This is a genomic window from Nicoliella lavandulae, assembly GCF_037546185.1.
Lineage (GTDB): Bacteria > Bacillota > Bacilli > Lactobacillales > Lactobacillaceae > Nicoliella > Nicoliella lavandulae.
In genome coordinates, this window is sequence record NZ_JAWMWH010000001.1 from 1,361,689 (window position 1) to 1,384,390 (window position 22,702).

A 22,702-nucleotide genomic window follows, 5' to 3' on the forward strand; every position below is an offset into this window, starting at 1 on the left:
AATAACTAGTCACTTCCAATCAAATTATTTACGATTTGTTTTTTTACTAGTGTGATGACTCTTATGGTGTTGGTGTACTTCCATGATCACAGGCAAGATAACCGGACGCCGTCTAGTTTGTTCAAATAAGAATGAGCTTAACTTATCACGAACGTCTTGTTTTAAGTGACCCCAATCAAATTCCTTATTATCTAGATTATATTGAACTGCATCATAAACAATTTTAGAAGCCTGATTCATCAACGACTTATTAGCTTTCACATAAATAAAGCCACGTGAAGTAATCTTTGGTTGAGCAATAACCGTTTTCTTCTTACGGTTAATCGTAACTACTACCACAAAGATTCCATCTTCAGAAAGAACCTTCCGATCTCTTAAAACAATGTTTCCAATATCACCAACACCAATTCCATCAATCATTATGTCTCCGGCATCAACACTATTAGAACGAATCATCTTTTTCCCGTCGTATTCTAATACATCACCCTTAGCAGGAATGAAAATATTATCAGCTGGAAAACCAATTTCTTCTGCTACCTTAGCATGCGCTTCTAATACCCGATACTCACCTTGAACCGGAATTAAATACTTAGGGTGTAAAATATTAAGCATCAATTGCAGGTCTTCTTGGCTAGCGTCACCAGATGATTTGATATCATCTGAAATCATTTTAACTTCAGCATTAGCTCTATAAATCATATCACGAGTCCGTGCTACATTTGTTTCCATAGCAGGTGATGGAGTCGTAGCAATTACTACTAAGTCCCCTGCTTGAACGCTAATTTGGCTATCGGATGCTTGCTTACTAGTCATTCTTTGCAATGCCTTAATTGGTTCGCCCATTTTACCAGTTTGTAAAATAACTGTTTCAGATGGATCCAATTTTGCTAAGTCTTTATAACTAGGGACCAATAGATCCTTACTAGGTAAGTTTAATTTATGAAGCTTAATTGCAGTATTGACAATTTTTTGTAGTTTAGGATTAGTCAAGAAAACCCGTCGTTCACTCTTAGCTGCAGCATTAAAAACTTGTTGAATTCTTAAAATATTATAAGCAGCACAAGCAACAATGATTCGATTTTCATGATAAGCAAATGCATCATGAATGTAATTAGCAATCTTCTTTTCATTGGTACTTTCGTTTGGATTTTCTGCGTTGGAAGAATCACTTAATAATGCTAAAACGCCATTGCGACCAATATCACCTAATGCAGCATAGTCAGTTTTATAGCCTTCTGATGCGGTTTGATCGAACTTAAAATCACCAGTATAAACGATCTCGCCACTCTTAGTATTTAAGACAATTCCCATTGATTCAGGAATCGAATGCGTGGTTTTAAAGAACGTAACCGTAACATCATCAAAAATAATTTCACTATCTTCATTGATTACGTTAAAGTTATTGAACTTGCTGCTAGCTTTATTTTCTTTTACTAGGATCTTTGCCAATGCAATCGTTAGCTCAGAACCAAATACCGGTACATCAAATTCAGATAATAGATATGGCAATGCGCCAATTGCATCTGCATGTCCATGGGTTAAAAATACCCCTACAATTCGATCTCGATTTTCTTTCAAGTAAGTTAGATCAGGAATAACATAGTCAATTCCTAATAACTCATTTTCTGGATATTTTAAACCACAATCTAAAATATAAATGCCATCATTTACTTCAACAGCATATAAATTTTTACCATCTTCTCTTACCCCACCTAATGGGATAATTTTGATTTTCTCCTTCATAAGTTCACCTCAAAAATATTTTCTATTTTATTTTTTCACGTTCGATATTAATATATGGATTATTTTATCATACTTTAAAACCAAACGGATTAGTATGTATAAAAAAAGAGCGTGCTGCGATTGCAACCCACTCTATTTTAACAGTATTAACGACGAAGGCCAAGACTGTTGATTAGTTCACGATAACGTTGAACATCCTTATTACGTAAGTAAGCAAGAAGATTACGACGGTGACCAATCTTCTTCATTAGTCCACGTTGTGAATGGAAATCCTTCTTGTGTTCCTTCATGTGATTGTTGATTTCGTTGATATCAGCAGTTAAAACAGCAATTTGTACTTCTGCTGAACCAGTATCGCCATCATGACGAGCGTATTTCTTAATAATTTCATTTTTATGTGCTTGTGTAAGAGCCATAAAAAATCCCACCTTTCAATTGTATAAACACCAATGACTGAGTTACCACCAGTGAGACGGTCAATAACTAAGTCATGGCTAAAATTAAATTACTAACTAATCATACTAGAAAATAATCATTTCATCAAGTCCTTTATTTTTTGATGCTTTCATTTCATTTTAAAATAAAGAACTATTGCATTTAATAAAGTGAGTCTGTATAATGAATAAGTGTTGAATTATGGACATTACTTCGTAATTGGAGGTGAAATCATGCCAGTAATTAAATCCGCTATCAAGCGTGTTAAGACTAATGAAAAAGCAGAAAAAGAAAACATTGTACAAAAGAGTGCAATGAGAAATGCCATCAAGAAGTTCGAAAAAGCTCAAGCAGCTGGTTCTGATAATCTTGAAGAAACTTTCAGAAATGCTATTAGCAAGATTGACCACGTTAAGTCAAAAGGTTTAATCAAAGCCAACAAGGCTAGCCGTGACAAGTCACGTCTTACTAAATTATTTAACAAATAATAAAACGCTCAGTTAATAGCTGAGTTTTTATTTTGTTAAAAAGACCGTCATCAAATGGCGGTCTTTTTTTATGCAAATTTTAACATAAACATTTCAAATAATAACTCTGGTGATTCACTAGTACTTTTGAGTTGTTTTTCAATCTCAACTAGTCCTAAATAAGCTAGCTTCAAATCATTTAAATGATGTTTAGTAATAGTTCGAAGCGCCAGCTTAACTCGATATGGATGCACCTTTAACATCCCAGCAAGCTTTCCCTGACTATAGCCGTAATTCTTCAAAATCATCGTCTGCAATAACAACCTAAATTGACTCAACAGCACCGCGTTGATTTGAATTGCTGATTGACCATTCATCAGTAGTTCTTGATACAAACTAACCGCATCAGTCGTTCGTCGCTTTAAAACTAGATCAACTAAAGTAAATATATCTTGATTTAATGTTTTGGTAACTAGATTTTCCACTGCCTCTTCAGTAATCTCATGACTACGCTGACAAAATAACATCAACTTTGGTAAATCATTCATGATTACTGATAGCTGGCCATCCGTTCTTTGAACTAATTGATTCATCACTTGATTAGAAATATCATAATGATGTTGATTTAAAAACTGTTTAACATAATTAATCGTCTCAGCTTCATTAAACTCATGTAGATCAACTATGGTTGCATTTTGCTTTAATAGTTTTACCACTTTTTTACGAGCATCTAATTTATCATACGGCGCAATTAATACTAGAATCGTTGAATTAAGTGGCTGCTTAATATAATTAACTAATGTATCAACATCATGCTCCACTTTACCTTTATTTCGTTCCCCAGTTAGAAACATGGGATTGTTTATCATCACCAGTCGATGCTCACCAAAAAACGGAGCAGATAACGCATCATTCATTGCATCTGATAATGGAGTTGTTTCCATATCATAAGCAGCAAAGTTCATCGTACGTTCCTCTTCAGGGACGATTTGCGTGAATTTATTTCTTAGCTGCTCAATTAGGTAATCTTGTTTACCCGTAATTAAATACAATGGCGCTAATTTATTTTGATCAATACTATTGATTAACTGATTATAATTCATTGGCTACCTTCCTTTAATTGGGTTTCAAAGCTTGCATTCTTAATGCCACCATAACGATAGGTGATCATCCCATCCACTTGGGTATTGTATATCTTAATATTCATTGCATGTAGTTGATTCATTACTTCTTGGTTGGGATGACCATAACGATTATTCCGGCCCGCAGAAATAATGGCCACTTGGGGATTGACCTGTTTTAAAAACGATGGGGACGTGGATGTTTTACTACCATGATGACCTACTTTTAAGACATTGGTCGTTAATTGAGGTAACGCTTTAATGATTTCTAGCTCCCCATGTTGATCCAAATCACCCATAAATAAGAAGCGACGATTGGCTACTTGAGTTGATATGACCATCGAATCCTCATTCGCACCCAATCCATCAGTAAAGGGATGGTATATATTCATTAATGATTTTTCAAATGACATTCCAAACCGGGCTTGAATCAATTGCGTATTATCCATCTTACCACTAATTTTAGCCATAAAGGAATCATTATTTTGCATCCCAATTGGAATCACTAAATTATCAACCCGCATTTTAGTCAAGAAAGCAGGTAAATCTCCACTATGGTCAGCATCTTGATGGGTAATAAATAAATTATCAATCCTACTAATTCCAATACTTTTAAGATAATTAATTGATGTTTTTTCAGCATTATAACTAGTGGGCTCTGATACATTTTGTTTACCAAACACAACCTTTCCACCAGTATCAATAAGATTAACTGAACGGTTAAACGGTTCGCGAACTAAGAAGCTATCCCCTTGACCTACATCAAAGTAAGTTATTTCACCTTGTAGTGGATAGTGAACACTAATAAAGGCAACTACATAACAGCTGAATAGTAATAACGTCCGTTTTACTGTAGCACGACCTATCAATAGTAGTGTTAACCAGATCAAAATCAATGTGAACCAGATGCTTGGTTTACCAAATACAATATTACCTGGGAGGGCACCAATCCAATTCACAATCACATCAAAATAATGTAGCACAATCGCAATCCACATCGAAAGCATCGGTAAAATTGGATACACCAACATTCCAATAATTACGATTGGGAAAACAATTATTGTAAATAACGGTAAGATAAATAGATTAGCAATAAATGTTAATAGATGCCACTCGTAAATATGGTAAATAACTAGTGGGATACTAATCATGTTCATTAATATTGTCTGTTTAAAAAACGAAAAATGACTAGTAAAAATTAGCCCTAAAGATAATAAATAACTCAATTGAGTTCCTAAACTAATCAATGAACGTGGCGCAATCATTAAATTAATGATTAATGCAATTGCCCAAATATCCAAACTTTTAATTCGTAAATTAAAATAATTAATTAATAAACTAGCTTCGACCATTAAAATAGCTCTTAGTAATCCAACCGATGAGCCAGAAAAAATAAAATAAAGTGGTAATACCAGCATAATTAAAATTTGATAGTGCTCACGCTTAACTCGCATCCATATCAAAAGCAACTCGACCACCATTATAAAATAATAAACATGCAGTCCAGAAATGCTAAATAAATGAATTAGTCCTAGTTGCTTTACGCCAATCACTTCATCGTAAACATCTGCACTAGCTTCACCAATAATTAAGCTAAGAACATATAAATTCAGCGGATGCGGTAGTTGATTAGCATAATTAATCATTCGTTTACGAAAGGTGTGAATCGCATCCGTTATCGACCAATGATTTGAGTTCATAATATGATGAAGCTGCTTAATTTTAACTGAATTTGTAATATTTTGCGTTTCATAATAACGTTTAGGATTGAACTGATTGCGATTCGTTGCTGGTTCAATTAATTGAACATCTCCAGTCACTTGAATCAACTTAGTTTGGTCCATATTAGACCACTGAGCCAACTCAGCATCGGTTTTAATTGGCCCAGAAACCAACACTTTATCGTCAGTAGCAAGCAGTGTCGCCTGCCCATAAAAATAGCCAGGCTTTATCTTTAATGCATCGGCTTGAACCTTTATTAGCATTGTTTGATTTTTACTAACAGGAAGGCGTTGTTGATCTAATGAATGAAGATTATAAATACAAATCATAACCATTAAACCACCAAGTCCAAGCGCAACTAACATTAATCTAATTTGGCGTAAGGCAATAATTCTAATAATTATTAAACCCAATAGCAACCACCCTAAAATGAAGTAACCAAAAAAGATGATCGTGATCGATGCACAGAGGAGCGCAATAAAAATAATATTATTTTTTAAAATTTAATCTTTAGATAAATAGGTATCAAATGGTAATTGACTTAACGTATTTTGATCTAGCGTTACCTGTTGTAATTCAATGTGTTTTAGTTTTAATAAATGCATCGCATACTCATCGTTATTGTAATTGCGCAAGTAGTTAATTTTAACAATGCCCGCTTGTAATAACATCTTCGTACATTGTAAGCATGGAAAATCAGTAACATATATTTCTGCGCCATCAGTTGACTCGCCGAACTTTGCACATTGCAATATGGCATTCATTTCAGCATGAATCGTTCTCAAACAATGTCCATCAACCATGTAACATCCTTCATCAGTACAGTGAGCATCCCCAGCTACAGAACCATTATATCCACCAGCAATGATTCGTTTGTCACGAACTAAACTAGCCCCTACCGATAATCGATTACAGGTACTTCTAGTCGATAGTAGTAATGCCTGTAACATAAAATATTGATCCCATGGGATTCGTTGTTTATTCATTTGGTAACGTCCTTTCGATTACTGATTAGCCCTAGACCGTAATACTATCTTTAATATTTTCAAACATTTTATCACCAATGCCATCAGTATTTTTAACGTCATCGATTGACTTAAAGCCACCACTTTGTTGGCGATAATTAATAATATTGTCGGCTTTTTTCTCACCAATTCCATTAATGGTTTGTAATTGGCTCTTATCAGCAGTATTTATGTTAATTTTACCATTGCTATCACCAGAATTACTAGTCTCTGCATTCGAAGCAGTCGAACTAGAATCAGAATTTAGATGTAAATTACCTTTAATCTCGCCTTTAAGTGGAATATACACAACCTGTTGATCACTTAATTTTTGAGCCAGATTAACATTTTTTTGATCTGCATTGGACTTAAACCCACCCGCTAATTCAACTAGATCAGCAATCCTGGTATCATCTTCCACCTTATAGATTCCTGCATTTTTAACTGCACCCTTTATATCAACCACTAATTTAGAATCAGATGTAACACTGCTTGATGTTGAACTAATGGTACTAACCAACGATGCTGAACTCATACTAGTTGATTGATTATGTGATAAACCATCAAATGATTCCGTTTTAGGCTTAGTTTGCATAACTAAGATCATTCCCATGACAAACAATAGCCCCACTGAAATTCCAATCACATAGTAACGATATTGATCAATTAACTCCTTTATCCTATCCATCTGCTGACCTCCCTTCATACCCTTAAATACGAAAAAAAGATAAACTATTTCTAGTTTATCTTTTTAATTTAATTTTTTTAATTTACTTAATGCATCACTAAACGACGTAACTGGAATTACCTTCATGTTAGGAGCATATTTTTTCGCAGTCTTTACTGCTAATTCATAATTAGTTAAATGATCTGGTTCAATTGATTTAATTGCTTTCGTAGGTTTGACATATGGTGCTAAGAAGACGGTCGCACCTCTTCTTTTAGCAGCAATGATTTTTTTATCAATTCCACCAATTTCGCCTACACTACCATCAGCGTTAATTGTTCCCGTTCCAGCAATCTTTCGACCGTTTCTAATATTATTACCGGTTAACTGACTATAAATTTGAAGTGAAAACATTAACCCACCAGATGGACCACCAATTTGACCTGGATCAACTTTAATTGGAATTTTAGTAGTGACCTTTAAATCATCAGTCAATGTAATTCCAATCCCTGCTTGCTTAGTTCCTGGTAATCTAGTTAATTGTTTAGTAACTTCATGGTACTTACCGTCATGATAATAACCAATTTTCAACGGCGTCCCAATTTTTTGGCTACGAATATATTTCTGATAACCTAGTGCAGAACTAAAATGATGACCATTAACAGTAGTAATCGTATCCCCAACATGAATTGCATCCTTAAACTTTGAACTATCTAACACACTAATAATATAAATCCCACGGTAATGCTTCTTTACTTCTTTGTGTGCATAATGATAGCCGGTGTAGATAGCTTCGTTAATCGCACTTTGCATATAAAATTCCTGCAATTTATTATAAGTAGCATCATCTTGGCCACCGGTAACATCATCAATTTTTTCAATCGAGTAGTACGGATTGAGCTTAGCATAAAGATACGAAGCTGGGGTGGCTTGCGCAATTCCTACCGATGTTAGCATATATTCTCCCTTTTGCTTGTCAGGATAATTCTTAATGCTAACGATTGGTTTTAAATTATTGGCATCCCCTGGGCCCTCGATATAACGAGGTAGTGGCACTATAAAAGCAGCAACAACTAATATCAGTGCTAAAATTGCAACGCCATACTTTATAAATCGTCGCTTATGTTTATTCTTCATTAAAATCACGCTTCTGTTTTAAAAATTTGGCAACTGATTGTGGGACATATGGTGCCAATGGAATATTGAACTTATACAACTCACGCACCCTGGTTGATGATAATGATTCAAACTCGGGTAACGTAGGTAGCAATACTGTTTCGACATTAGAATTAAGTTGACGATTAAAAGTTGCCAATGATTTTTCAGCATCAAAATCCATCGCATTCCGAACGCCCCTTATTAAAACGGTTGCATTCAATTGACTGGCTAAGTCTACGATTAACCCATCAGTTGCCATTACAGATACATTCGGCAATAGCTCCACCGCAGTTTTAATTAACGTTACTCGATCTTCAATCGATAACCAACCACGTTTTTGGTTATTAATCCCTACTACTACCACCACTTTATCAAACATTGCGCTAGCACGTTTAATAATGTCTAGGTGGCCATTAGTAATTGGATCAAAACTTCCTGGAAATAATGCAGTTGTCATTAGGATTCCTCCAATATAATCTGATAAATAGAAATCACAGTTAATCCGTACTTCTTTTGGCGAATTAGTCGATAACCATCAACGTGATCATCTAACTCAGTATGATTATCCGTTTCACAAATTACCATTGAGTCAGGTGCTAATAAGTTTAGCCGCTTTAACGTTGCTAAGTCCATAACCATTTGGGCCGCTTTATATGGTGGATCCAAAAATACCATGTTGAATTTTTGATGTTGGCTTGCTAATTGTTCCAATGCTACATTCGCATTCATCTTCATCACATCAAAACGCTCTGGTTCTTTTGTCATTGCAATATTTTCACGAATGGTTTTAATTGCAGCAAACTGCTTATCAATTAGAACTGCTCGCTCAAATCCACGTGATACAGCCTCAATTGCCACACCACCTGAACCTGCAAAAAGATCCAAAAATACACCGCCATTAAAGTAAGGCCCAATCATATTAAATAAGGATTCCTTTACCTTATCAGTAGTTGGCCTAGTGAGCCGGCCTGGAACTGCCTTTAAGCTCCGTTTCCCATATTTACCTGATATTACTCTCATCTAAAATCACCCTGCTTATTCATCATCATCATCTAAACTCTGGTTATTTGAAAAACTGGTTGATAATTGAACTAGCGGAGACAATTCTACTCTTCTTACAAATTTTAATTTTTGTAAGGTTGCAATTTTGTTATGAGCATCATCAGCATCAACGTACATTACTACGTAATGCATCCGCTTCGATACATAATCAATAACACCATATTTTTTCAATAATCTGGATTGTTTAACTGAATAAACAGAAATCACTAATCCAGTTCGGTCCTTGATTTCCAAAATTAATGATCATCCCTTTAACATATTTTTACGTTGAATTTTATAACGACGACTAACTTTTAACACTAATCCTAAACATAGACACAGCGTTATCATACTAGATCCACCATAACTAATAAACGGAAAAGTAACCCCAGTAATTGGCAGAATTCCAGTAACTCCACCTACGTTAAAGTAAGTTTGTACAACAATGTAAGTAGCGGTTCCATAGCAAATTAACGTTCCATAAGAATCATTGGTATGCATTCCAAGATATAAAATGCGTCCAACAATAATGAACAATAGGACAATAATTGTTATCACACCAATAAGACCTAACTCTTCAGCAATAATAGCCATGATAAAATCAGTATTAGGTTCCGGTAAGTAGCCAGTCTTTTGGATACTGTTTCCAATCCCAGTTCCAAATAAACCGCCATTACTAATGGCATAATAAGAATTAACTAGTTGTTGTCCAACCCCATTGGCATGTGCAAATGGATCTGAAAATGCTAACACCCGTTGCATCATATAGTTACTTTGAAGCAGTTTTGATGACTTAAGGGGCCCAAATGCAACTAAATACAAGATTCCAAACGCAGCCGCTAATAAACCTACTAAGATTCGTGTTGCTCGCCGATAACTAATTCCAGACGATAAAATCATTACCAACACAATCGTAAAGTTAATTAACATCCCACCTAAATCCGGAAGAAAGAAAATAATAAATAATATTAAAGCCGTCATTAGAAAAATAAAATTATGATGCGTCCTAAATGTATACCAATTATCATAGATGCTTGGATCCTTTTCATCACGGCTAAAAGTGTAAGCATACAATACAATAAAGTAAAATTTAACAAACTCTGCTGGTTGAATCCCAAACCCAAACAGGTTGAACCAACCCGGTGATCCATTAATTGCCTGCCCTTTAAATTTCAAAAAAATAAACACCAAGAAGAATAAAATTGAAAGTATTCTTAAAATATGACCCTTTCTTAACCATTTATTCCTACAAATATAGAGCCAGATCGCAAAAAAAGTACCCAATATTACATAAGAAATCTGTTTCCATAAATAACTATTTGCTGTTCCACCATTTTGCATTGAAATATTAGAACTAGCAGAAAAAACCATTATAATTCCGATTACACATAAAACTGCATATGGAATTACAATGTAGTAATCTAAATCCTTTATTTTTTCTTTTAAACCCATTTTAATTATACTCCAACTATAACAATAATTATGTCTAATTATATCACAACATAATTACCGTTCATTGTATTGAATAAAAAAAGGATGAAGATTTAATATCTTCATCCTTTTTACACATAATATTAACCGTGACGAGCCATCTTAGCTTCTTTTTCACGTTGCTTAGTATTAAGTGTCTTCTTACGTAGACGAACATGGTGAGGAGTTACTTCACAAAGTTCATCATCATTTAAGAATTCAAGTGATTCTTCAAGTGTTAAGTGTTCTGGTTCCTTGATCTTAGCCATATCATCTGAACCAGCAGCACGAACGTTGGTTAACTTCTTACCCTTAGTGATGTTAACGGAAATATCGTTATCACGACTGTTCTTACCAACAATCATACCTTCGTATACTTCAGTACCAGGATCAGTAAAGATAGTACCACGACTTTCAATTCCCATAATAGCGTAAGTAGTTGTCTTACCTTGGTTAATTGAAACTAAAGCACCATTCTTACGACCTGGGTTCCACTTCTTAATAACTGGAAGATACTTGTCAAAACTGTGGTTCATGATTCCATAACCACGAGTAATTGATAAGAATTCAGTTGGGTAACCGATTAATCCACGTGATGGAACTAAGAAAGTCAAACGTTGTTGACCATTCCCAGTGTTTTCCATGTTTTCCATTGTACCCTTACGTTGTGACAAGGTATCAATGATAGATCCAGAGTATTCTTCTGGAGTATCAATTTGAACAGATTCGAATGGTTCACACATTTCACCATCAATTTCTCGTAAGATAACCTTTGGACGAGAAACTTGTAATTCAAATCCTTCACGTCTAAGTGTTTCAACTAGGATAGATAAGTGAAGTTCACCACGACCAGAAACAGTCCATGAACCTGGTTCACCAGTGTCTTCAACCCGTAGGGAAACATCAGTGTGTAATTCACGTTGAAGCCGTTCTAATAATTGACGAGCAGTAACAAATTCACCATCTTTACCAACAAATGGAGAAGTGTTAGAACCGAAAGTCATTTGTAGAGTTGGTTCATCAATTCTTAATACTGGTAAAGCTTCCTTGTCGCTAGGATCAACAACAGTTTCACCAACGTTAATATCTTCCATCCCTGAAACGGCAATTAAGTCACCAGCTTCAGCTTCGTCAATATCAACCTTGTTCAATCCAAGGAATCCCATTAACTTAGTAACCCGGAAGTTTTGAGTTGAACCATCCAACTTCATAACAGTAACGTTGTCACCAACTTTGATCTTACCACGGAAGACACGACCAACCCCGATACGACCTAAGAAATCATCATAATCAAGCATTGCAACTTGGAATTGTAATGGTTCATCAGAATTGTCGATTGGTGCTGGAATGGTCTTAACAATGGTATCGAAGATTGGCTTCATAGTGTGTTCTTGAGTATCTAGAGCATCATCATAGCTAGAAGTTCCATTCATAGCTGAAGCATATAGCACTGGAAATTCCAATTGGTCTTCGTCAGCACCTAATTCGATAAATAGGTCTAACACTTCGTCAACTACTTCGGCAGGACGAGCACCTTCACGGTCAACCTTGTTAATAACAACGATTGGTGTTAAGTGTTGTTCTAATGCCTTTTTCAAAACGAAACGAGTTTGTGGCATAGTTCCTTCAAATGCATCAACAACTAAAAGAACTCCATCAACCATTCGCATGATACGTTCAACTTCCCCACCGAAATCGGCATGTCCTGGAGTATCCAAGATGTTGATTTGCTTGTCACCATATTTAACGGCAGTATTCTTGGAAAGAATCGTGATTCCACGTTCCTTTTCAATTTCATTGGTATCCATGGCACGGTCACCAATTTCAGTATGTTGATCTAAAGTATCAGATTGTTTTAAAAGTTCGTTAACTAAAGTAGTTTTACCGTGGTCAACGTGGGCAATAATAGCGATATTGCGGATGTTGTCTCTTGTTTTCAAGTTATTCCTTCCCTTCACACTAATTATAAAATTAGTATTTTACAAGACTATACATAATACTAAGTAAGTATAATACAAAAGCTGCCTATAAAAAAGCGCTTTTATTATTATGCTTAATAAAAGCTGTAACAAAAAATGTCACAGCTATAAACAGCATTGTCTTAAATCATCATTATTTATAGTAACTTAATTTTTTAATGTAGTCAAAGCCTAGCCGTTTATTTTTACATTTTTAGTAGTTGAATCACGAGCTAATTTGAATACCTTAAAAATATTATATCCAGAATTACTTTCAAATTGGCGTTCAATCGTTCGCTGTTCACCCTTAGCAGGAACAATTTTTTGAAAATCTGCATAGGCATCAAGTAAGCCTACCCGATTGGCTCCATGCGGTAATTCATATGCATCTTCAACTAATTGATATAATTTACAGACCTGCGTTAATTCTTCACGATTCCAATCTTCAAAAATTGGATATTGATAATTAGGCTTCATTTAGTAGCAACTCCTTAGTTTATGGAATAAAAGTGTGATAAAATTAATAAAAAAGAATTTGGAGGCAGATATTTTGTTTTTAATGAAAGATATTGTAAGAGACGGTGACCCCGTCCTAAGACAACAAGCTAAAAAAGTGGAATTCCCATTAAGTCCAGAAGATCGTAAACTAGCAGATGATCTAATGGAATATTTAGTCGTTAGCCAGAATGAAGAACTTTGCAAAAAATATAAGCTAAGAGCTGGGGTGGGACTAGCTGCTCCACAAGTTGGCGTTAGTAAAATGATGGCATCAGTATTAGTGCCAAATGAAGAAGACCCTGAAAATCCAATTTTTAAGGATGTTATTATTAATCCAGTTATCGTCTCAAACGCGGTTCAAAGATGTGCACTAACTGAAGGTGAAGGTTGTCTATCAGTTGATGAAGACGTTCCTGGCTACGTACCACGTTCTGCCAGAATCACCCTAAAGTATCAAGATGTAGATGGTAATGAACATCAATTACGACTTAAAAATTACCCTGCCATTGTATGTCAGCATGAAATCGATCACCTTCATGGTACATTATTCTATGATCATATCGATAAAGAAAATCCTTACTCCAGATCAGAGAACGAGATTTTTATTAGCTAATCAATTGACGTTGCAAATTGCAACGTCTTTTTTTATTCGGTTAACCGATTAATATCATTAATATATTCACGAGTGGACTGATTGGTTAAGTAGGCAACTTCAACATGAATAAATTGATCGTATTGCCATAAATCCGTAATTTGAATTTCAGCATCATTGTGAGCCTGCTTACGATTTCGTGATGCCAATTCAGAAACCAGGTGTTCCTTAATAAATGTCAACTTATCGCTTACTTTTTCATCATCAGCTGCTAACTTAAATTCAAAAACTTGAATGCCACGTCCCCATACCTCTGATAATACCTTAGAACCAATAATGTCAAAGTTATAATTAGAGTGAGGCATCTGATCAATTAAATTAATCAAAACATTTCGACAATGATTTTCTGCCGCTAGTTGCTCTCGTTTAGTTGGATTCACTACAAATAAACGATGAACCAAATTATAAATAATAATTGCAATTAAAATACCCAAAAAAGCTTCCCAAAACAATCTAATCCCACCTCTTCATCCAATAATTCTTAATTTATTTTAACATGCTAAGCTTTAATCGTGGCGATACTATACTTATTATTTTGAATATGCTAAAATTATACTAAATTTGTGTGTAATACACGTGAACGATACAAAAAATTTACATAATATTTGTAAAGGAGCTAAAAATATGATTTTTAAAGTTTTATACCAAAACTCAATCAAACGTACTCCACGTAGAGAAACTACGGAAAGTATGTATGTAGAAGCTGATACTGAAGTTGAAGCTAGATCAAAAGTAGAATCAATCAAAGACTACAATATTGAGTATGTTGAACCATTAGAGGGCAATCATCTTGAATACGAAAAGAAGAGCCCTGATTTTAAAATTACGGAGATTAAATAATCATGAAAAAACTAAACGTCAAAAATAACGAAACTGCTATTTATGGCGTTGGTGGTTTAGGAGAAATTGGTAAGAATACCTATGGGGTTCAATTTCAAGATGAAATTATTTTGATCGATGCGGGAATCAAATTCCCGGAAGATGACTTATTAGGAGTTGACTACGTGATTCCCGACTATAATTACTTAGTCGAAAACAAGGACAAGATCAAAGCCCTAGTCATCACCCACGGTCACGAAGACCACATTGGTGGTGTTCCTTATCTATTAAAACAACTTAATGTACCAATTTATGCTGGACCATTAGCGCTAGCCTTAATTAAAAATAAACTAGAAGAACACGGTTTATTAAGAAGTGCAGAATTACATCGGATCGATGAAAATTCAGTTCTAAAGTTTAGAAAAACTAGTGTCTCATTCTTTAGAACGACCCACTCAATTCCTGATACATTAGGAATCGCAGTGCATACACCATCCGGAGTTATTGTTCAAACTGGGGATTATAAGTTTGACTTAACTCCAGTTACTAATCAGCCACCTGGTTTACATGAAATGGCAAGATTGGGTGAGGAAGGCGTCCTATGTTTGATGTCTGATAGTACTAATGCCGAACGGCCAGTATGGACTAAGTCAGAACGTTGGGTCGGAAAATCTGTTCGTCATATCTTCAACGAAGTTCAAGGACGGATTATTTTTGCTACTTTCGCTTCCAATATTTCAAGAATTAAAACTGCTTGTGATACTGCGTTAGCTCACAATCGTAAGATTGCTGTCTTTGGTCGTAGTATGGAAGCTGCAATTGTAAACGGACGCGAATTAGGTTATTTAGATATTCCTGATAATGCATTTGTTGATGCATCTGATTTATCATCATTACCTGCTAATAAAACATTGATTTTATGTACAGGATCACAAGGTGAACCAATGGCCGCCCTATCTAGAATTGCTAACGGAACGCACCGTCAAATCTCAATTCAACCAAATGATACAGTCGTATTTTCAAGTAATCCAATTCCTGGAAACACGGTTAGTGTGAACAAGGTAATTAATGAATTAGAAGAAGCCGGTGCTAACGTTATTCACGGTAAGGTCAATAATATCCATACATCTGGTCATGGTGGTCAAGAAGAACAAAAGTTGATGTTAAGATTAATGAAGCCTAAGTTCTTTATGCCAATTCATGGTGAATACCGGATGTTAAAGATTCATACTGAATTAGCTAGACAATGTGGAGTTCCACTTGAAAATAGCTTTATTATGGCCAATGGTGATGTATTAGCTTTAACTAAAGACACTGCCAGAATTGCTGGACACTTTGCTGCTAACGATGTTTACATCGATGGAAACGGGATTGGCGACATTGGCAACGTTGTTCTACACGATCGCCAAATTCTTGCTGAAGAAGGAATGGTGGTCGTTGTTGCTACCATTAATTTAAATAAACAAGAAATTCAATCTGGTCCAGATTTACTATCACGTGGTTTTGTTTACATGCGTGAATCTGGAAAGCTTTTGGATGAAGGTCGGAAACTAGTTTTCAGAACCATTCGTCGTGCAATGCATAATAAGCATGCTACTGAAGCAACCATTCGGAGTGCCATTATTAATGATCTACAACGATTCTTATTTAATAAGACTGAACGACACCCATTGATTTTACCAATGCTAATTATGAACAAACATTAATTTCTATTAAAAAGCGAATTCATGATTGAATTCGCTTTTTAAATTATAACTGATAAAGGAGCGTAAAACCCATTGCAAGCCAGATACCTAATCATCATTAATCCAAATGCTAATAATGGCAAATGCAAAGATACTTGGCAATTAATTAAGAATCAATTGGATGCTGGTAAAGTAGTATATCAATTCAGACTTACTGAATATCATAACCATGCTCGCTTAATTGCAGAACAATATATTAAAAAGTATCATCAAGATACATCATTTCAAAATATCTTGCTAGTAATTGGCGGTGATGGGACGCTTAATCAAGTTATTACTGGAGCTAAAAACATTGTTAAACAAGATCAAAGGTTACATGAATTTCCGATTGCATTAATTCCAGCCGGTAGAAACAATAATTTTGCCTTGGAAATGGGCATTTCATTGAACTGGTCTCAAGCGTTAAATGCTGCTTTAAGTCATACCAATCCACACGACATTAATATTGGCTACTATTACAATAATTTTAATCGTCGTTACCATTACTTTTTAAATAACATGGGAATTGGATTTGAATCAAATTTACTAAATAGTCGGCAAAAGTCACACTGGAAATGGTTCACCAATCGCTTTCATCGAATTTGCCGTTTTTGGGATATTCTAGTTAATCTTTATGAAATTAAGGAGTTCCCCCTATCACTTGTTTCAGGAGTTAATAGAGAGCAATTTTCCAAGGTTGTATGGGTAGGAATATACAACACCCCTTATTTTGATAATAATAAACGATTTATGCCAAATGCTAGCATCAAAAAACCGTCACTTGATATTATGGTGATGGAAAATAAAAATATCTTATTTGTAACTTGGGCGATTTTTTTAATGTTCATGGGAAAACGAACAAAACTAAAATCGGTTCATTATTATGAATCCAAATCCTTTAAAATCAATATTCCTTCGATTGAGTATGCCAATATTGATAATGAAGAACTAGGTGGTCATTTCTATAATGCCGAGTTCGGTATTACTACCTTTCAATTTATATACTAAAAAAGATCCGATAACTTATCCAGTTATCGGATCTTTTTGCATTAATCTTCTGAAGCGTCCATTGCTTCTAAGATCATCTTTAATGAATTACATTTCTTAGTTAGGGTTTTCATCTTACTACCGTATTCTGGCTCAATGGTAATAGTATTATTACTTGGTTTAGCTAATCGGGCAGTAGCCTCACTATGCTTTAAATGTTCCAACTCATTAAAAGCCTGTCTATATTCTACCAAAAGTTCAAATCTATTACTCACTGTAACCACTCCTAACAATTTTATCAATTTAATCTTAAATATTCGGTTTCTAAAAATAAGGCGTAATCGTAATATAACACTAAATTATAAATTTGTTAATAGTTTTGCTTAAAATTTATTAAAGATCGAGATTCAGATGATCATTAAAAATCTTGTTTACTTCGGATGCAAAATCATTATTAGCAGAAAAAATGACAATCGTATCATGACCTGCTAGCGTTCCTGAAATACAATCAAGGCTTAAGTCATCAATAATTGCCGCGAGTGTATTAGCATAACTATCCAATGTATGAACAATATTAATAAATTGGACTTGTTCAACTGAGGTAACAGAATCACTGATCATGTCATATAGATGACTCAGTTCATTTGGATTTGAATTTTTGTAGATTGTATATCGCCATTGATCACCGTCTTGTTGCTTAATAATATTCATTTCTCTAATATCACGAGAAATGGTGGCTTGCGTGGCATCAATACCATCTGCTTTTAATTTTTCCATTAATTGTTCTTGTTTGGCAATTGGAAACTGATTAATAATTCTTTCAATTGCTGCTTGACGCACTTCTTTTTTCAAACAAATCGCTCCTTAATATGAAAAACTGTCATACCCTAGAAATAATCCCAATAATGCGTAAATCCCAAAGATAAAAATTGCTACTGCGATTAGTTTTTCATACCACTTAAAAATGACGGTTTGTTGATTATCATATTTTTGTAAGTAATAAAAAACAGGAATTCCACACATGAATAAGATTGCAGTTAATAAAATAAAATGAAATCCAGCCGCATATAATAACCAGCATGTATAAATGCTAGCAACTGAACCGATCAATATGTTCTTATATTTAGATCTGCTTTGATCTAGTTGGATTGAATATTTTAATTGATAGAATGCTGAAAAGGCATATGGAATCAAAATTGCAGCACTCGAAATTGAATAAAATAAATTATACGCCCGATTAGTAAATAAGAATGTAAACATGAACGTTTGAACAATCAAATTTGTTACGATTAACGAATTAACCGGAGCCCCATTTCGATTTTCCTTAGTAAAGAACTTGGGAAATGTACCCACTTTTGAAGCTTCATAAGGTAACTGGCCTGCAAACATTGTAAATGATAGCCATGCCCCAGCAACTGAAATAATCAACCCAATATTAACGACCATTGCACCCCATTTGCCAACTACTTGTTCTAGTAATGCGGCCATTGCGGGTTGGCCTAAATGTGCTAGCCCTGATTGACTCATTACTCCAAATGAGAGCAAAGTAATTAACATGTAGATCAAAATAACGATACTTAGTCCCAATACAGTGGCACGACCAACATCTTCTCGTTTATTAGCCCTTCCGGAAAAAACCACCGCACCTTCAATTCCAATAAAGACCCATACTGTAACTAACATCGTACTCTTAACTTGTGTTAATACATCACTAAATTGAAAATGACCCGTACTAGTAAACCAGAAATCAGCTGTAAAGATTTTTAATCTAAATGAGATAATCATAATTACAATGAATAAAAAGATGGGCACTAACTTAGCAATCGTAATTACAACATTTACCAATGATGCAGATTCAATTCCTCTTAAGATCATAAAATGGCAACTCCACAATACTAATGATGCCACTGCAATTGACCATAGATTCTGACCATTCCCAAAGATAGGAATAAAGTAAGCCACCGCACTCATTAATAAGGTTGCATAACCAACCGTTCCTAATAGCGTTGATAACCAATAACCCCAAGCGGAATTAAATCCAATGTACTTTCCAAAGCCCGCTTCAGCATAACTAAATACCCCAGCATCTAGGTCTGGTCGCTTTCTAGTTAAGTTTTGAAATGTAAATGCTAATGATAGCATTCCTACTGCTGTAATCCCCCAGCCAATCAAAACTGCTCCAGCACCGGCATTAGTTGATATATCGTGCATTAAGTTAAATACACCGCCACCAACAATCGCACCAATGACTAAGCCAACTAGTTCTAATAAGCTTAGTTTTTTGCGAGTTTGATGCATTCTTATCATCGCCCCTTATTCTATATTTATACGTTTTAATTGAATATTAAAGACACATTCACTAATTATAACGCAAGTTGTTTAAAATTGCTGGGTTTTTATAAAAAAAAGGAACAGCAATAAGCTGTTCCCGTCGGATTAATACCACCGTAAATAATTATTTAGTAATTTTATCGATTGCAGCCAACTCATCATCAGTAAAACTAGTATTATCAAGTGCTTTTAAATTATCTTCTAGGTGATTAATCTTAGATGCACCAGTAATAACACTAGTAACGGTTGGGTTATTCAATAACCATGCTAAACTCATCTGAGCTAATGATTGATTACGATTCTTAGCTAATTCATTTAATGCATTGATTCTTTTAACTGCAGAGTCAGTACCATTTTTAACTAAGAAATCATTAGTACTGTGTAAGTGAATTGAATCTGGAATCCCATTCAAATACTTATCTGTTAATAAACCTTCAGCTAATGGTCCATAGGCCACTAATCCCTTCTTAGCATCAGCCAATGCATCAATGGTACCATCATCTTCAATCTTACGATTCAATAAATTATATGACATTTGATTAATAACAAATGGGGTCCGCATTTCTTTAAAGTACTTCATGATTTCTTGTTCTTCTTTATCATAGTAATTAGAGATCCCGATGTATAATGCTTTTCCAGAACGAACAATTCCATCTAAGGCCGCTGCTGTTTCCTCTAAGCTAGTATTAGGATCAAACCGGTGACTATAGTAAATATCAACATAGTCAAGTCCCATCCGTTGTAAACTACGATCTAATGCCGCTACTAACGTTTTCTTTGATGAAAAAGATCCGTAGACACCTGGCCACATATGATAACCAGCCTTAGTCGTAATAATTAATTCATCCCGGTATGGCTTTAAATCAGCGCGATAGACTTGACCGAACATTCTTTCTGCAGCTCCTGAACCAGGACCATAATTATTAGCTAAATCAAAGCTGAAAATACCTCGATCAAACGCAGCTAACATTGCAGCTTCACTATCCTTAAAATTGGCGTCATCACCAAAGCTATGCCACATTCCAAAAGATAATGCTGGTAATTGTAATCCAGAATTTCCAGCACGACGAACCATGATATCATCGTAACGATTGTCACTTGCTTTATACATAAAATCCACTCCCACTATTGTTATTATATTTAAATAATAAATTGCTTTATGATACCAGTCAAGAAAAGACAACTAAAAAAAGCTAAACTAAGTTCAGCTTTTAATAGAATTTATTTAATTGAAATTTCCTTCCAGTTGCGACTCATTCCGGTAGGACTCCAAACATATCCCTTAACATTTGTGTTCCATAATTCAGTCGTAGCTGGTTCGTAAACTGGAATTACTCCCTGTTCACGCATTAAGATTTTTTCAGCATTTGCCATATCCATAGCACGTTGCTTAGGATTATTGGCATCTCGATTATTAGCATTATTAACTAACTGATCATATTGAGAATTACTCCACTTACCAAAGTTAAAGGTACTATTAGTGGTCATTAGATCCAAGAAATTGGTTGGATCGTTAAAATCAGCTCCCCACTTAGTAAGAACGATGTCAAAATTACCATTATCTTGACGACTCATCCGAACTTTATTTGGGATATTAGATAAGTTAACTTTTAGGCCCGGTAACTTACTCAACTGTGATTGTAAAAATTCAGCTACTTGCTTCGTAGTATAATCATCATCTGTAGTTAAGTTAACCGTCAATGATTTTTTACCACTAGCGGCTAATGCACTTTGCCATAGTTGCTTAGCTTCAGTTAAGTTGTATGCAACTCCCTGTGGATATGCAGATAGTTGTTTAAAGTTTTGGTTGGTTCCAGATACTTTAAAATCATCTAACTTAGTTGGAATAAACCCATCAGGAGTTACTGATCCATCACGTAATACATCAGAAACTAAAGCTTTCCGATTAATCGCTAATGAAAGGGCCTTTCTAGCATCTTGGTTCTTAAAGATGCTTAACCGTTGTTCATTAGTTAACATATAAACCGTTGCTCCACCAATATATGATCTAAAGGCCTTATTATGCCGGTAATTAGCCACTTGAGTTCCGTTCAATGGGGTTGAATCTAGCTTATTTTGATCAAATAGTTTTAATGAGGTTGTTGGATCACTGATAACTTGTAAGTTAATTTTATTAACATGAACATTCTTCTTATCCCAATAATTAGGATTCTTAACTAATTGCCAAGTATCATTAGTTCCACTCCAGCCCTTTAAAATAAATGGACCGTCTGAATTAGTAGTATTGCTGTTAGTCCCAAACTTATTACCATATTTTTCTACAAATTTTTGTTCTTGTGGGAAGAACACTGGGAAGGCTAATAATTTCGTGAAGTATGGAACTGGTTTTTCTAAGTGAACAACTAGCTTATAATCCCCTTCAGCTGATACTCCTAATGAACTAGGCTTCATTTTACCAGATTGAATGGCGCTATAGTTTTGAATCTGGTTATATAAATATCCATACTGGGCAGCTGTCTTTGGATTAGCAGTTCTACGCCATGCATAAACAAAATCATGTGCTGTAACACTGGAACCATCTTTCCATTTAACATTTTTTCTAATATCAAATGTATATGTTTTTCCATCTTTAGATACTGTTTGCTTAGTTGCTAATGCAGGCGTGGAAGCACCGTTCGCACCATTTCGATACAAACCGTCTCCAGTATGATTAAGCATTGTTAAACTCGCCGCATCATTTGCCTTAGAATTATCCATTGTAGAAATGGGGGTAGCATAACTAAGATTCAATGTCGTTCTAGAATCATTAGTTGAATTATTTTGTCCACAAGCAGTTAAAACAACCGCTAATAATGGCAACATTATTCCAACCATGATTGATTTAAAATGTTTACTAAAAATACGCATGAAATTCATCCCTTAAATGTTAATCTTAAACAAATAT

Annotated in this window: 24 protein-coding genes; 5 read left to right on the forward strand and 19 right to left on the reverse strand. The window is 34.8% G+C overall.

The window, feature by feature from the left end:
• Nucleotides 1–24: 24 nt before the first annotated feature.
• Nucleotides 25–1,743, reverse strand: coding sequence for a ribonuclease J (locus R4146_RS06225; protein WP_339960559.1), 1,719 nt, complete (start codon nucleotides 1,741–1,743; stop codon nucleotides 25–27).
• A 146-nt stretch (nucleotides 1,744–1,889) separates the two neighbouring features.
• The gene (gene rpsO, locus R4146_RS06230; RefSeq protein ID WP_339960560.1) at nucleotides 1,890–2,159 is read right to left on the reverse strand and encodes a 30S ribosomal protein S15; all 270 of its coding nucleotides are present in this window, start codon (nucleotides 2,157–2,159) and stop codon (nucleotides 1,890–1,892) included.
• Nucleotides 2,160–2,411: 252 nt separating this feature from the next.
• Between rpsO and rpsT the strand changes: the two genes are divergently transcribed.
• Nucleotides 2,412–2,666, forward strand: a complete 255-nt coding sequence (gene rpsT, locus R4146_RS06235) for a 30S ribosomal protein S20 (protein WP_339960561.1) — start codon at nucleotides 2,412–2,414, stop codon at nucleotides 2,664–2,666.
• Nucleotides 2,667–2,734: 68 nt separating this feature from the next.
• Here rpsT and holA read toward each other — a convergent pair whose 3' ends face one another.
• The 11 genes from holA to R4146_RS06290 all read right to left on the reverse strand — a co-directional run bounded on the left by holA (nucleotide 2,735) and on the right by R4146_RS06290 (nucleotide 13,263).
• Entirely contained in the window at nucleotides 2,735–3,748 is a 1,014-nt protein-coding gene (gene holA, locus R4146_RS06240) for a DNA polymerase III subunit delta (protein ID WP_339960562.1), read from the reverse strand.
• Nucleotides 3,745–5,991 carry a DNA internalization-related competence protein ComEC/Rec2 gene (locus R4146_RS06245; RefSeq protein ID WP_339960666.1) on the reverse strand — a complete coding sequence of 749 codons (2,247 nt, stop codon included), beginning with the start codon at nucleotides 5,989–5,991 and terminating at the stop codon, nucleotides 3,745–3,747. Before R4146_RS06245 ends, holA begins: the two co-directional genes overlap by 4 nt.
• Complete coding sequence (locus tag R4146_RS06250; protein WP_339960563.1) at nucleotides 5,992–6,474, reverse strand: ComE operon protein 2; 483 nt, start codon at nucleotides 6,472–6,474, stop codon at nucleotides 5,992–5,994.
• 31 nt (nucleotides 6,475–6,505) lie between these two features.
• Entirely contained in the window at nucleotides 6,506–7,180 is a 675-nt protein-coding gene (locus tag R4146_RS06255; protein WP_339960564.1) for a helix-hairpin-helix domain-containing protein, read from the reverse strand.
• Nucleotides 7,181–7,243: 63 nt separating this feature from the next.
• Nucleotides 7,244–8,296 carry a SepM family pheromone-processing serine protease gene (locus R4146_RS06260; RefSeq protein ID WP_339960565.1) on the reverse strand — a complete coding sequence of 351 codons (1,053 nt, stop codon included), beginning with the start codon at nucleotides 8,294–8,296 and terminating at the stop codon, nucleotides 7,244–7,246.
• Nucleotides 8,286–8,774: a pantetheine-phosphate adenylyltransferase gene (coaD, locus tag R4146_RS06265; RefSeq protein WP_339960566.1), complete on the reverse strand. Its 489-nt coding sequence runs from the start codon at nucleotides 8,772–8,774 to the stop codon at nucleotides 8,286–8,288. Before coaD ends, R4146_RS06260 begins: the two co-directional genes overlap by 11 nt.
• On the reverse strand, nucleotides 8,774–9,337 hold the full coding sequence (rsmD, locus tag R4146_RS06270; protein ID WP_339960567.1) for a 16S rRNA (guanine(966)-N(2))-methyltransferase RsmD: 564 nt from the start codon (nucleotides 9,335–9,337) through the stop codon (nucleotides 8,774–8,776). The genes coaD and rsmD overlap by 1 nt, the downstream gene beginning before the upstream one ends.
• Before the next feature lie 15 nt (nucleotides 9,338–9,352).
• Nucleotides 9,353–9,613 carry a YlbG family protein gene (locus tag R4146_RS06275; RefSeq protein ID WP_339960568.1) on the reverse strand — a complete coding sequence of 87 codons (261 nt, stop codon included), beginning with the start codon at nucleotides 9,611–9,613 and terminating at the stop codon, nucleotides 9,353–9,355.
• A gap of 9 nt (nucleotides 9,614–9,622) precedes the next feature.
• A complete protein-coding gene (locus tag R4146_RS06280; RefSeq protein WP_339960569.1) occupies nucleotides 9,623–10,810 on the reverse strand; it encodes an FtsW/RodA/SpoVE family cell cycle protein in 1,188 nt (395 codons plus the stop codon).
• 122 nt (nucleotides 10,811–10,932) lie between these two features.
• Complete coding sequence (gene typA, locus R4146_RS06285) at nucleotides 10,933–12,768, reverse strand: translational GTPase TypA (RefSeq protein ID WP_339960570.1); 1,836 nt, start codon at nucleotides 12,766–12,768, stop codon at nucleotides 10,933–10,935.
• Nucleotides 12,769–12,978: 210 nt separating this feature from the next.
• Nucleotides 12,979–13,263: a UPF0223 family protein gene (locus R4146_RS06290; protein ID WP_339960571.1), complete on the reverse strand. Its 285-nt coding sequence runs from the start codon at nucleotides 13,261–13,263 to the stop codon at nucleotides 12,979–12,981.
• Between the two features lie 73 nt (nucleotides 13,264–13,336).
• Here R4146_RS06290 and def point away from each other — a divergent pair, with 73 nt between their 5' ends.
• Nucleotides 13,337–13,897, forward strand: coding sequence for a peptide deformylase (def, locus tag R4146_RS06295; RefSeq protein WP_339960572.1), 561 nt, complete (start codon nucleotides 13,337–13,339; stop codon nucleotides 13,895–13,897).
• A 32-nt stretch (nucleotides 13,898–13,929) separates the two neighbouring features.
• Here the strand turns inward: def and R4146_RS06300 are convergent, their stop codons facing one another.
• Entirely contained in the window at nucleotides 13,930–14,370 is a 441-nt protein-coding gene (locus tag R4146_RS06300) for a hypothetical protein (protein ID WP_339960573.1), read from the reverse strand.
• Between the two features lie 190 nt (nucleotides 14,371–14,560).
• Here R4146_RS06300 and R4146_RS06305 point away from each other — a divergent pair, with 190 nt between their 5' ends.
• The 3 genes from R4146_RS06305 to R4146_RS06315 all read left to right on the forward strand — a co-directional run bounded on the left by R4146_RS06305 (nucleotide 14,561) and on the right by R4146_RS06315 (nucleotide 17,487).
• On the forward strand, nucleotides 14,561–14,776 hold the full coding sequence (locus R4146_RS06305; protein ID WP_339960574.1) for a DNA-directed RNA polymerase subunit epsilon: 216 nt from the start codon (nucleotides 14,561–14,563) through the stop codon (nucleotides 14,774–14,776).
• A gap of 2 nt (nucleotides 14,777–14,778) precedes the next feature.
• A complete protein-coding gene (gene rnjA / locus R4146_RS06310; protein WP_339960575.1) occupies nucleotides 14,779–16,461 on the forward strand; it encodes a ribonuclease J1 in 1,683 nt (560 codons plus the stop codon).
• A gap of 72 nt (nucleotides 16,462–16,533) precedes the next feature.
• Nucleotides 16,534–17,487, forward strand: coding sequence for a diacylglycerol/lipid kinase family protein (locus R4146_RS06315; protein WP_339960576.1), 954 nt, complete (start codon nucleotides 16,534–16,536; stop codon nucleotides 17,485–17,487).
• Between the two features lie 41 nt (nucleotides 17,488–17,528).
• On the opposite strand, the gene R4146_RS06320 is transcribed toward R4146_RS06315, so the two are convergent.
• From R4146_RS06320 to R4146_RS06340, 5 genes are all read right to left on the reverse strand, one after another.
• The gene (locus tag R4146_RS06320) at nucleotides 17,529–17,741 is read right to left on the reverse strand and encodes a hypothetical protein (RefSeq protein WP_339960577.1); all 213 of its coding nucleotides are present in this window, start codon (nucleotides 17,739–17,741) and stop codon (nucleotides 17,529–17,531) included.
• Nucleotides 17,742–17,859: 118 nt separating this feature from the next.
• Nucleotides 17,860–18,318 (reverse strand): arginine repressor, encoded by a 459-nt coding sequence (locus tag R4146_RS06325; RefSeq protein WP_339960578.1) that lies wholly within the window; start codon nucleotides 18,316–18,318, stop codon nucleotides 17,860–17,862.
• A 12-nt stretch (nucleotides 18,319–18,330) separates the two neighbouring features.
• Nucleotides 18,331–19,764, reverse strand: a complete 1,434-nt coding sequence (gene arcD, locus R4146_RS06330) for an arginine-ornithine antiporter (protein WP_339960667.1) — start codon at nucleotides 19,762–19,764, stop codon at nucleotides 18,331–18,333.
• A gap of 157 nt (nucleotides 19,765–19,921) precedes the next feature.
• Nucleotides 19,922–20,908, reverse strand: a complete 987-nt coding sequence (locus R4146_RS06335; RefSeq protein WP_339960579.1) for an aldo/keto reductase — start codon at nucleotides 20,906–20,908, stop codon at nucleotides 19,922–19,924.
• A gap of 110 nt (nucleotides 20,909–21,018) precedes the next feature.
• Nucleotides 21,019–22,665: a peptide ABC transporter substrate-binding protein gene (locus R4146_RS06340; RefSeq protein ID WP_339960580.1), complete on the reverse strand. Its 1,647-nt coding sequence runs from the start codon at nucleotides 22,663–22,665 to the stop codon at nucleotides 21,019–21,021.
• Between the last annotated feature and the right edge of the window lie 37 nt (nucleotides 22,666–22,702).

Bases quoted from the DNA above. Each gene is read 5' to 3' on its own strand.
- R4146_RS06305 (WP_339960574.1), top strand. From the start codon at position 14,561: ATGATTTTTAAAGTTTTATACCAAAACTCAATCAAACGTACTCCACGT.
- R4146_RS06255 (WP_339960564.1), bottom strand. From the start codon at position 7,180: ATGGATAGGATAAAGGAGTTAATTGATCAATATCGTTACTATGTGATT.
- R4146_RS06340 (WP_339960580.1), bottom strand. From the start codon at position 22,665: ATGCGTATTTTTAGTAAACATTTTAAATCAATCATGGTTGGAATAATG.
- R4146_RS06290 (WP_339960571.1), bottom strand. From the start codon at position 13,263: ATGAAGCCTAATTATCAATATCCAATTTTTGAAGATTGGAATCGTGAA.
- R4146_RS06260 (WP_339960565.1), bottom strand. From the start codon at position 8,296: ATGAAGAATAAACATAAGCGACGATTTATAAAGTATGGCGTTGCAATT.
- rpsT (WP_339960561.1), top strand. From the start codon at position 2,412: ATGCCAGTAATTAAATCCGCTATCAAGCGTGTTAAGACTAATGAAAAA.
- holA (WP_339960562.1), bottom strand. From the start codon at position 3,748: ATGAATTATAATCAGTTAATCAATAGTATTGATCAAAATAAATTAGCG.
- rsmD (WP_339960567.1), bottom strand. From the start codon at position 9,337: ATGAGAGTAATATCAGGTAAATATGGGAAACGGAGCTTAAAGGCAGTT.
- R4146_RS06335 (WP_339960579.1), bottom strand. From the start codon at position 20,908: ATGTATAAAGCAAGTGACAATCGTTACGATGATATCATGGTTCGTCGT.
- R4146_RS06225 (WP_339960559.1), bottom strand. From the start codon at position 1,743: ATGAAGGAGAAAATCAAAATTATCCCATTAGGTGGGGTAAGAGAAGAT.
- rnjA (WP_339960575.1), top strand. From the start codon at position 14,779: ATGAAAAAACTAAACGTCAAAAATAACGAAACTGCTATTTATGGCGTT.
- R4146_RS06280 (WP_339960569.1), bottom strand. From the start codon at position 10,810: ATGGGTTTAAAAGAAAAAATAAAGGATTTAGATTACTACATTGTAATT.
- rpsO (WP_339960560.1), bottom strand. From the start codon at position 2,159: ATGGCTCTTACACAAGCACATAAAAATGAAATTATTAAGAAATACGCT.
- coaD (WP_339960566.1), bottom strand. From the start codon at position 8,774: ATGACAACTGCATTATTTCCAGGAAGTTTTGATCCAATTACTAATGGC.
- R4146_RS06250 (WP_339960563.1), bottom strand. From the start codon at position 6,474: ATGAATAAACAACGAATCCCATGGGATCAATATTTTATGTTACAGGCA.
- arcD (WP_339960667.1), bottom strand. From the start codon at position 19,764: ATGCATCAAACTCGCAAAAAACTAAGCTTATTAGAACTAGTTGGCTTA.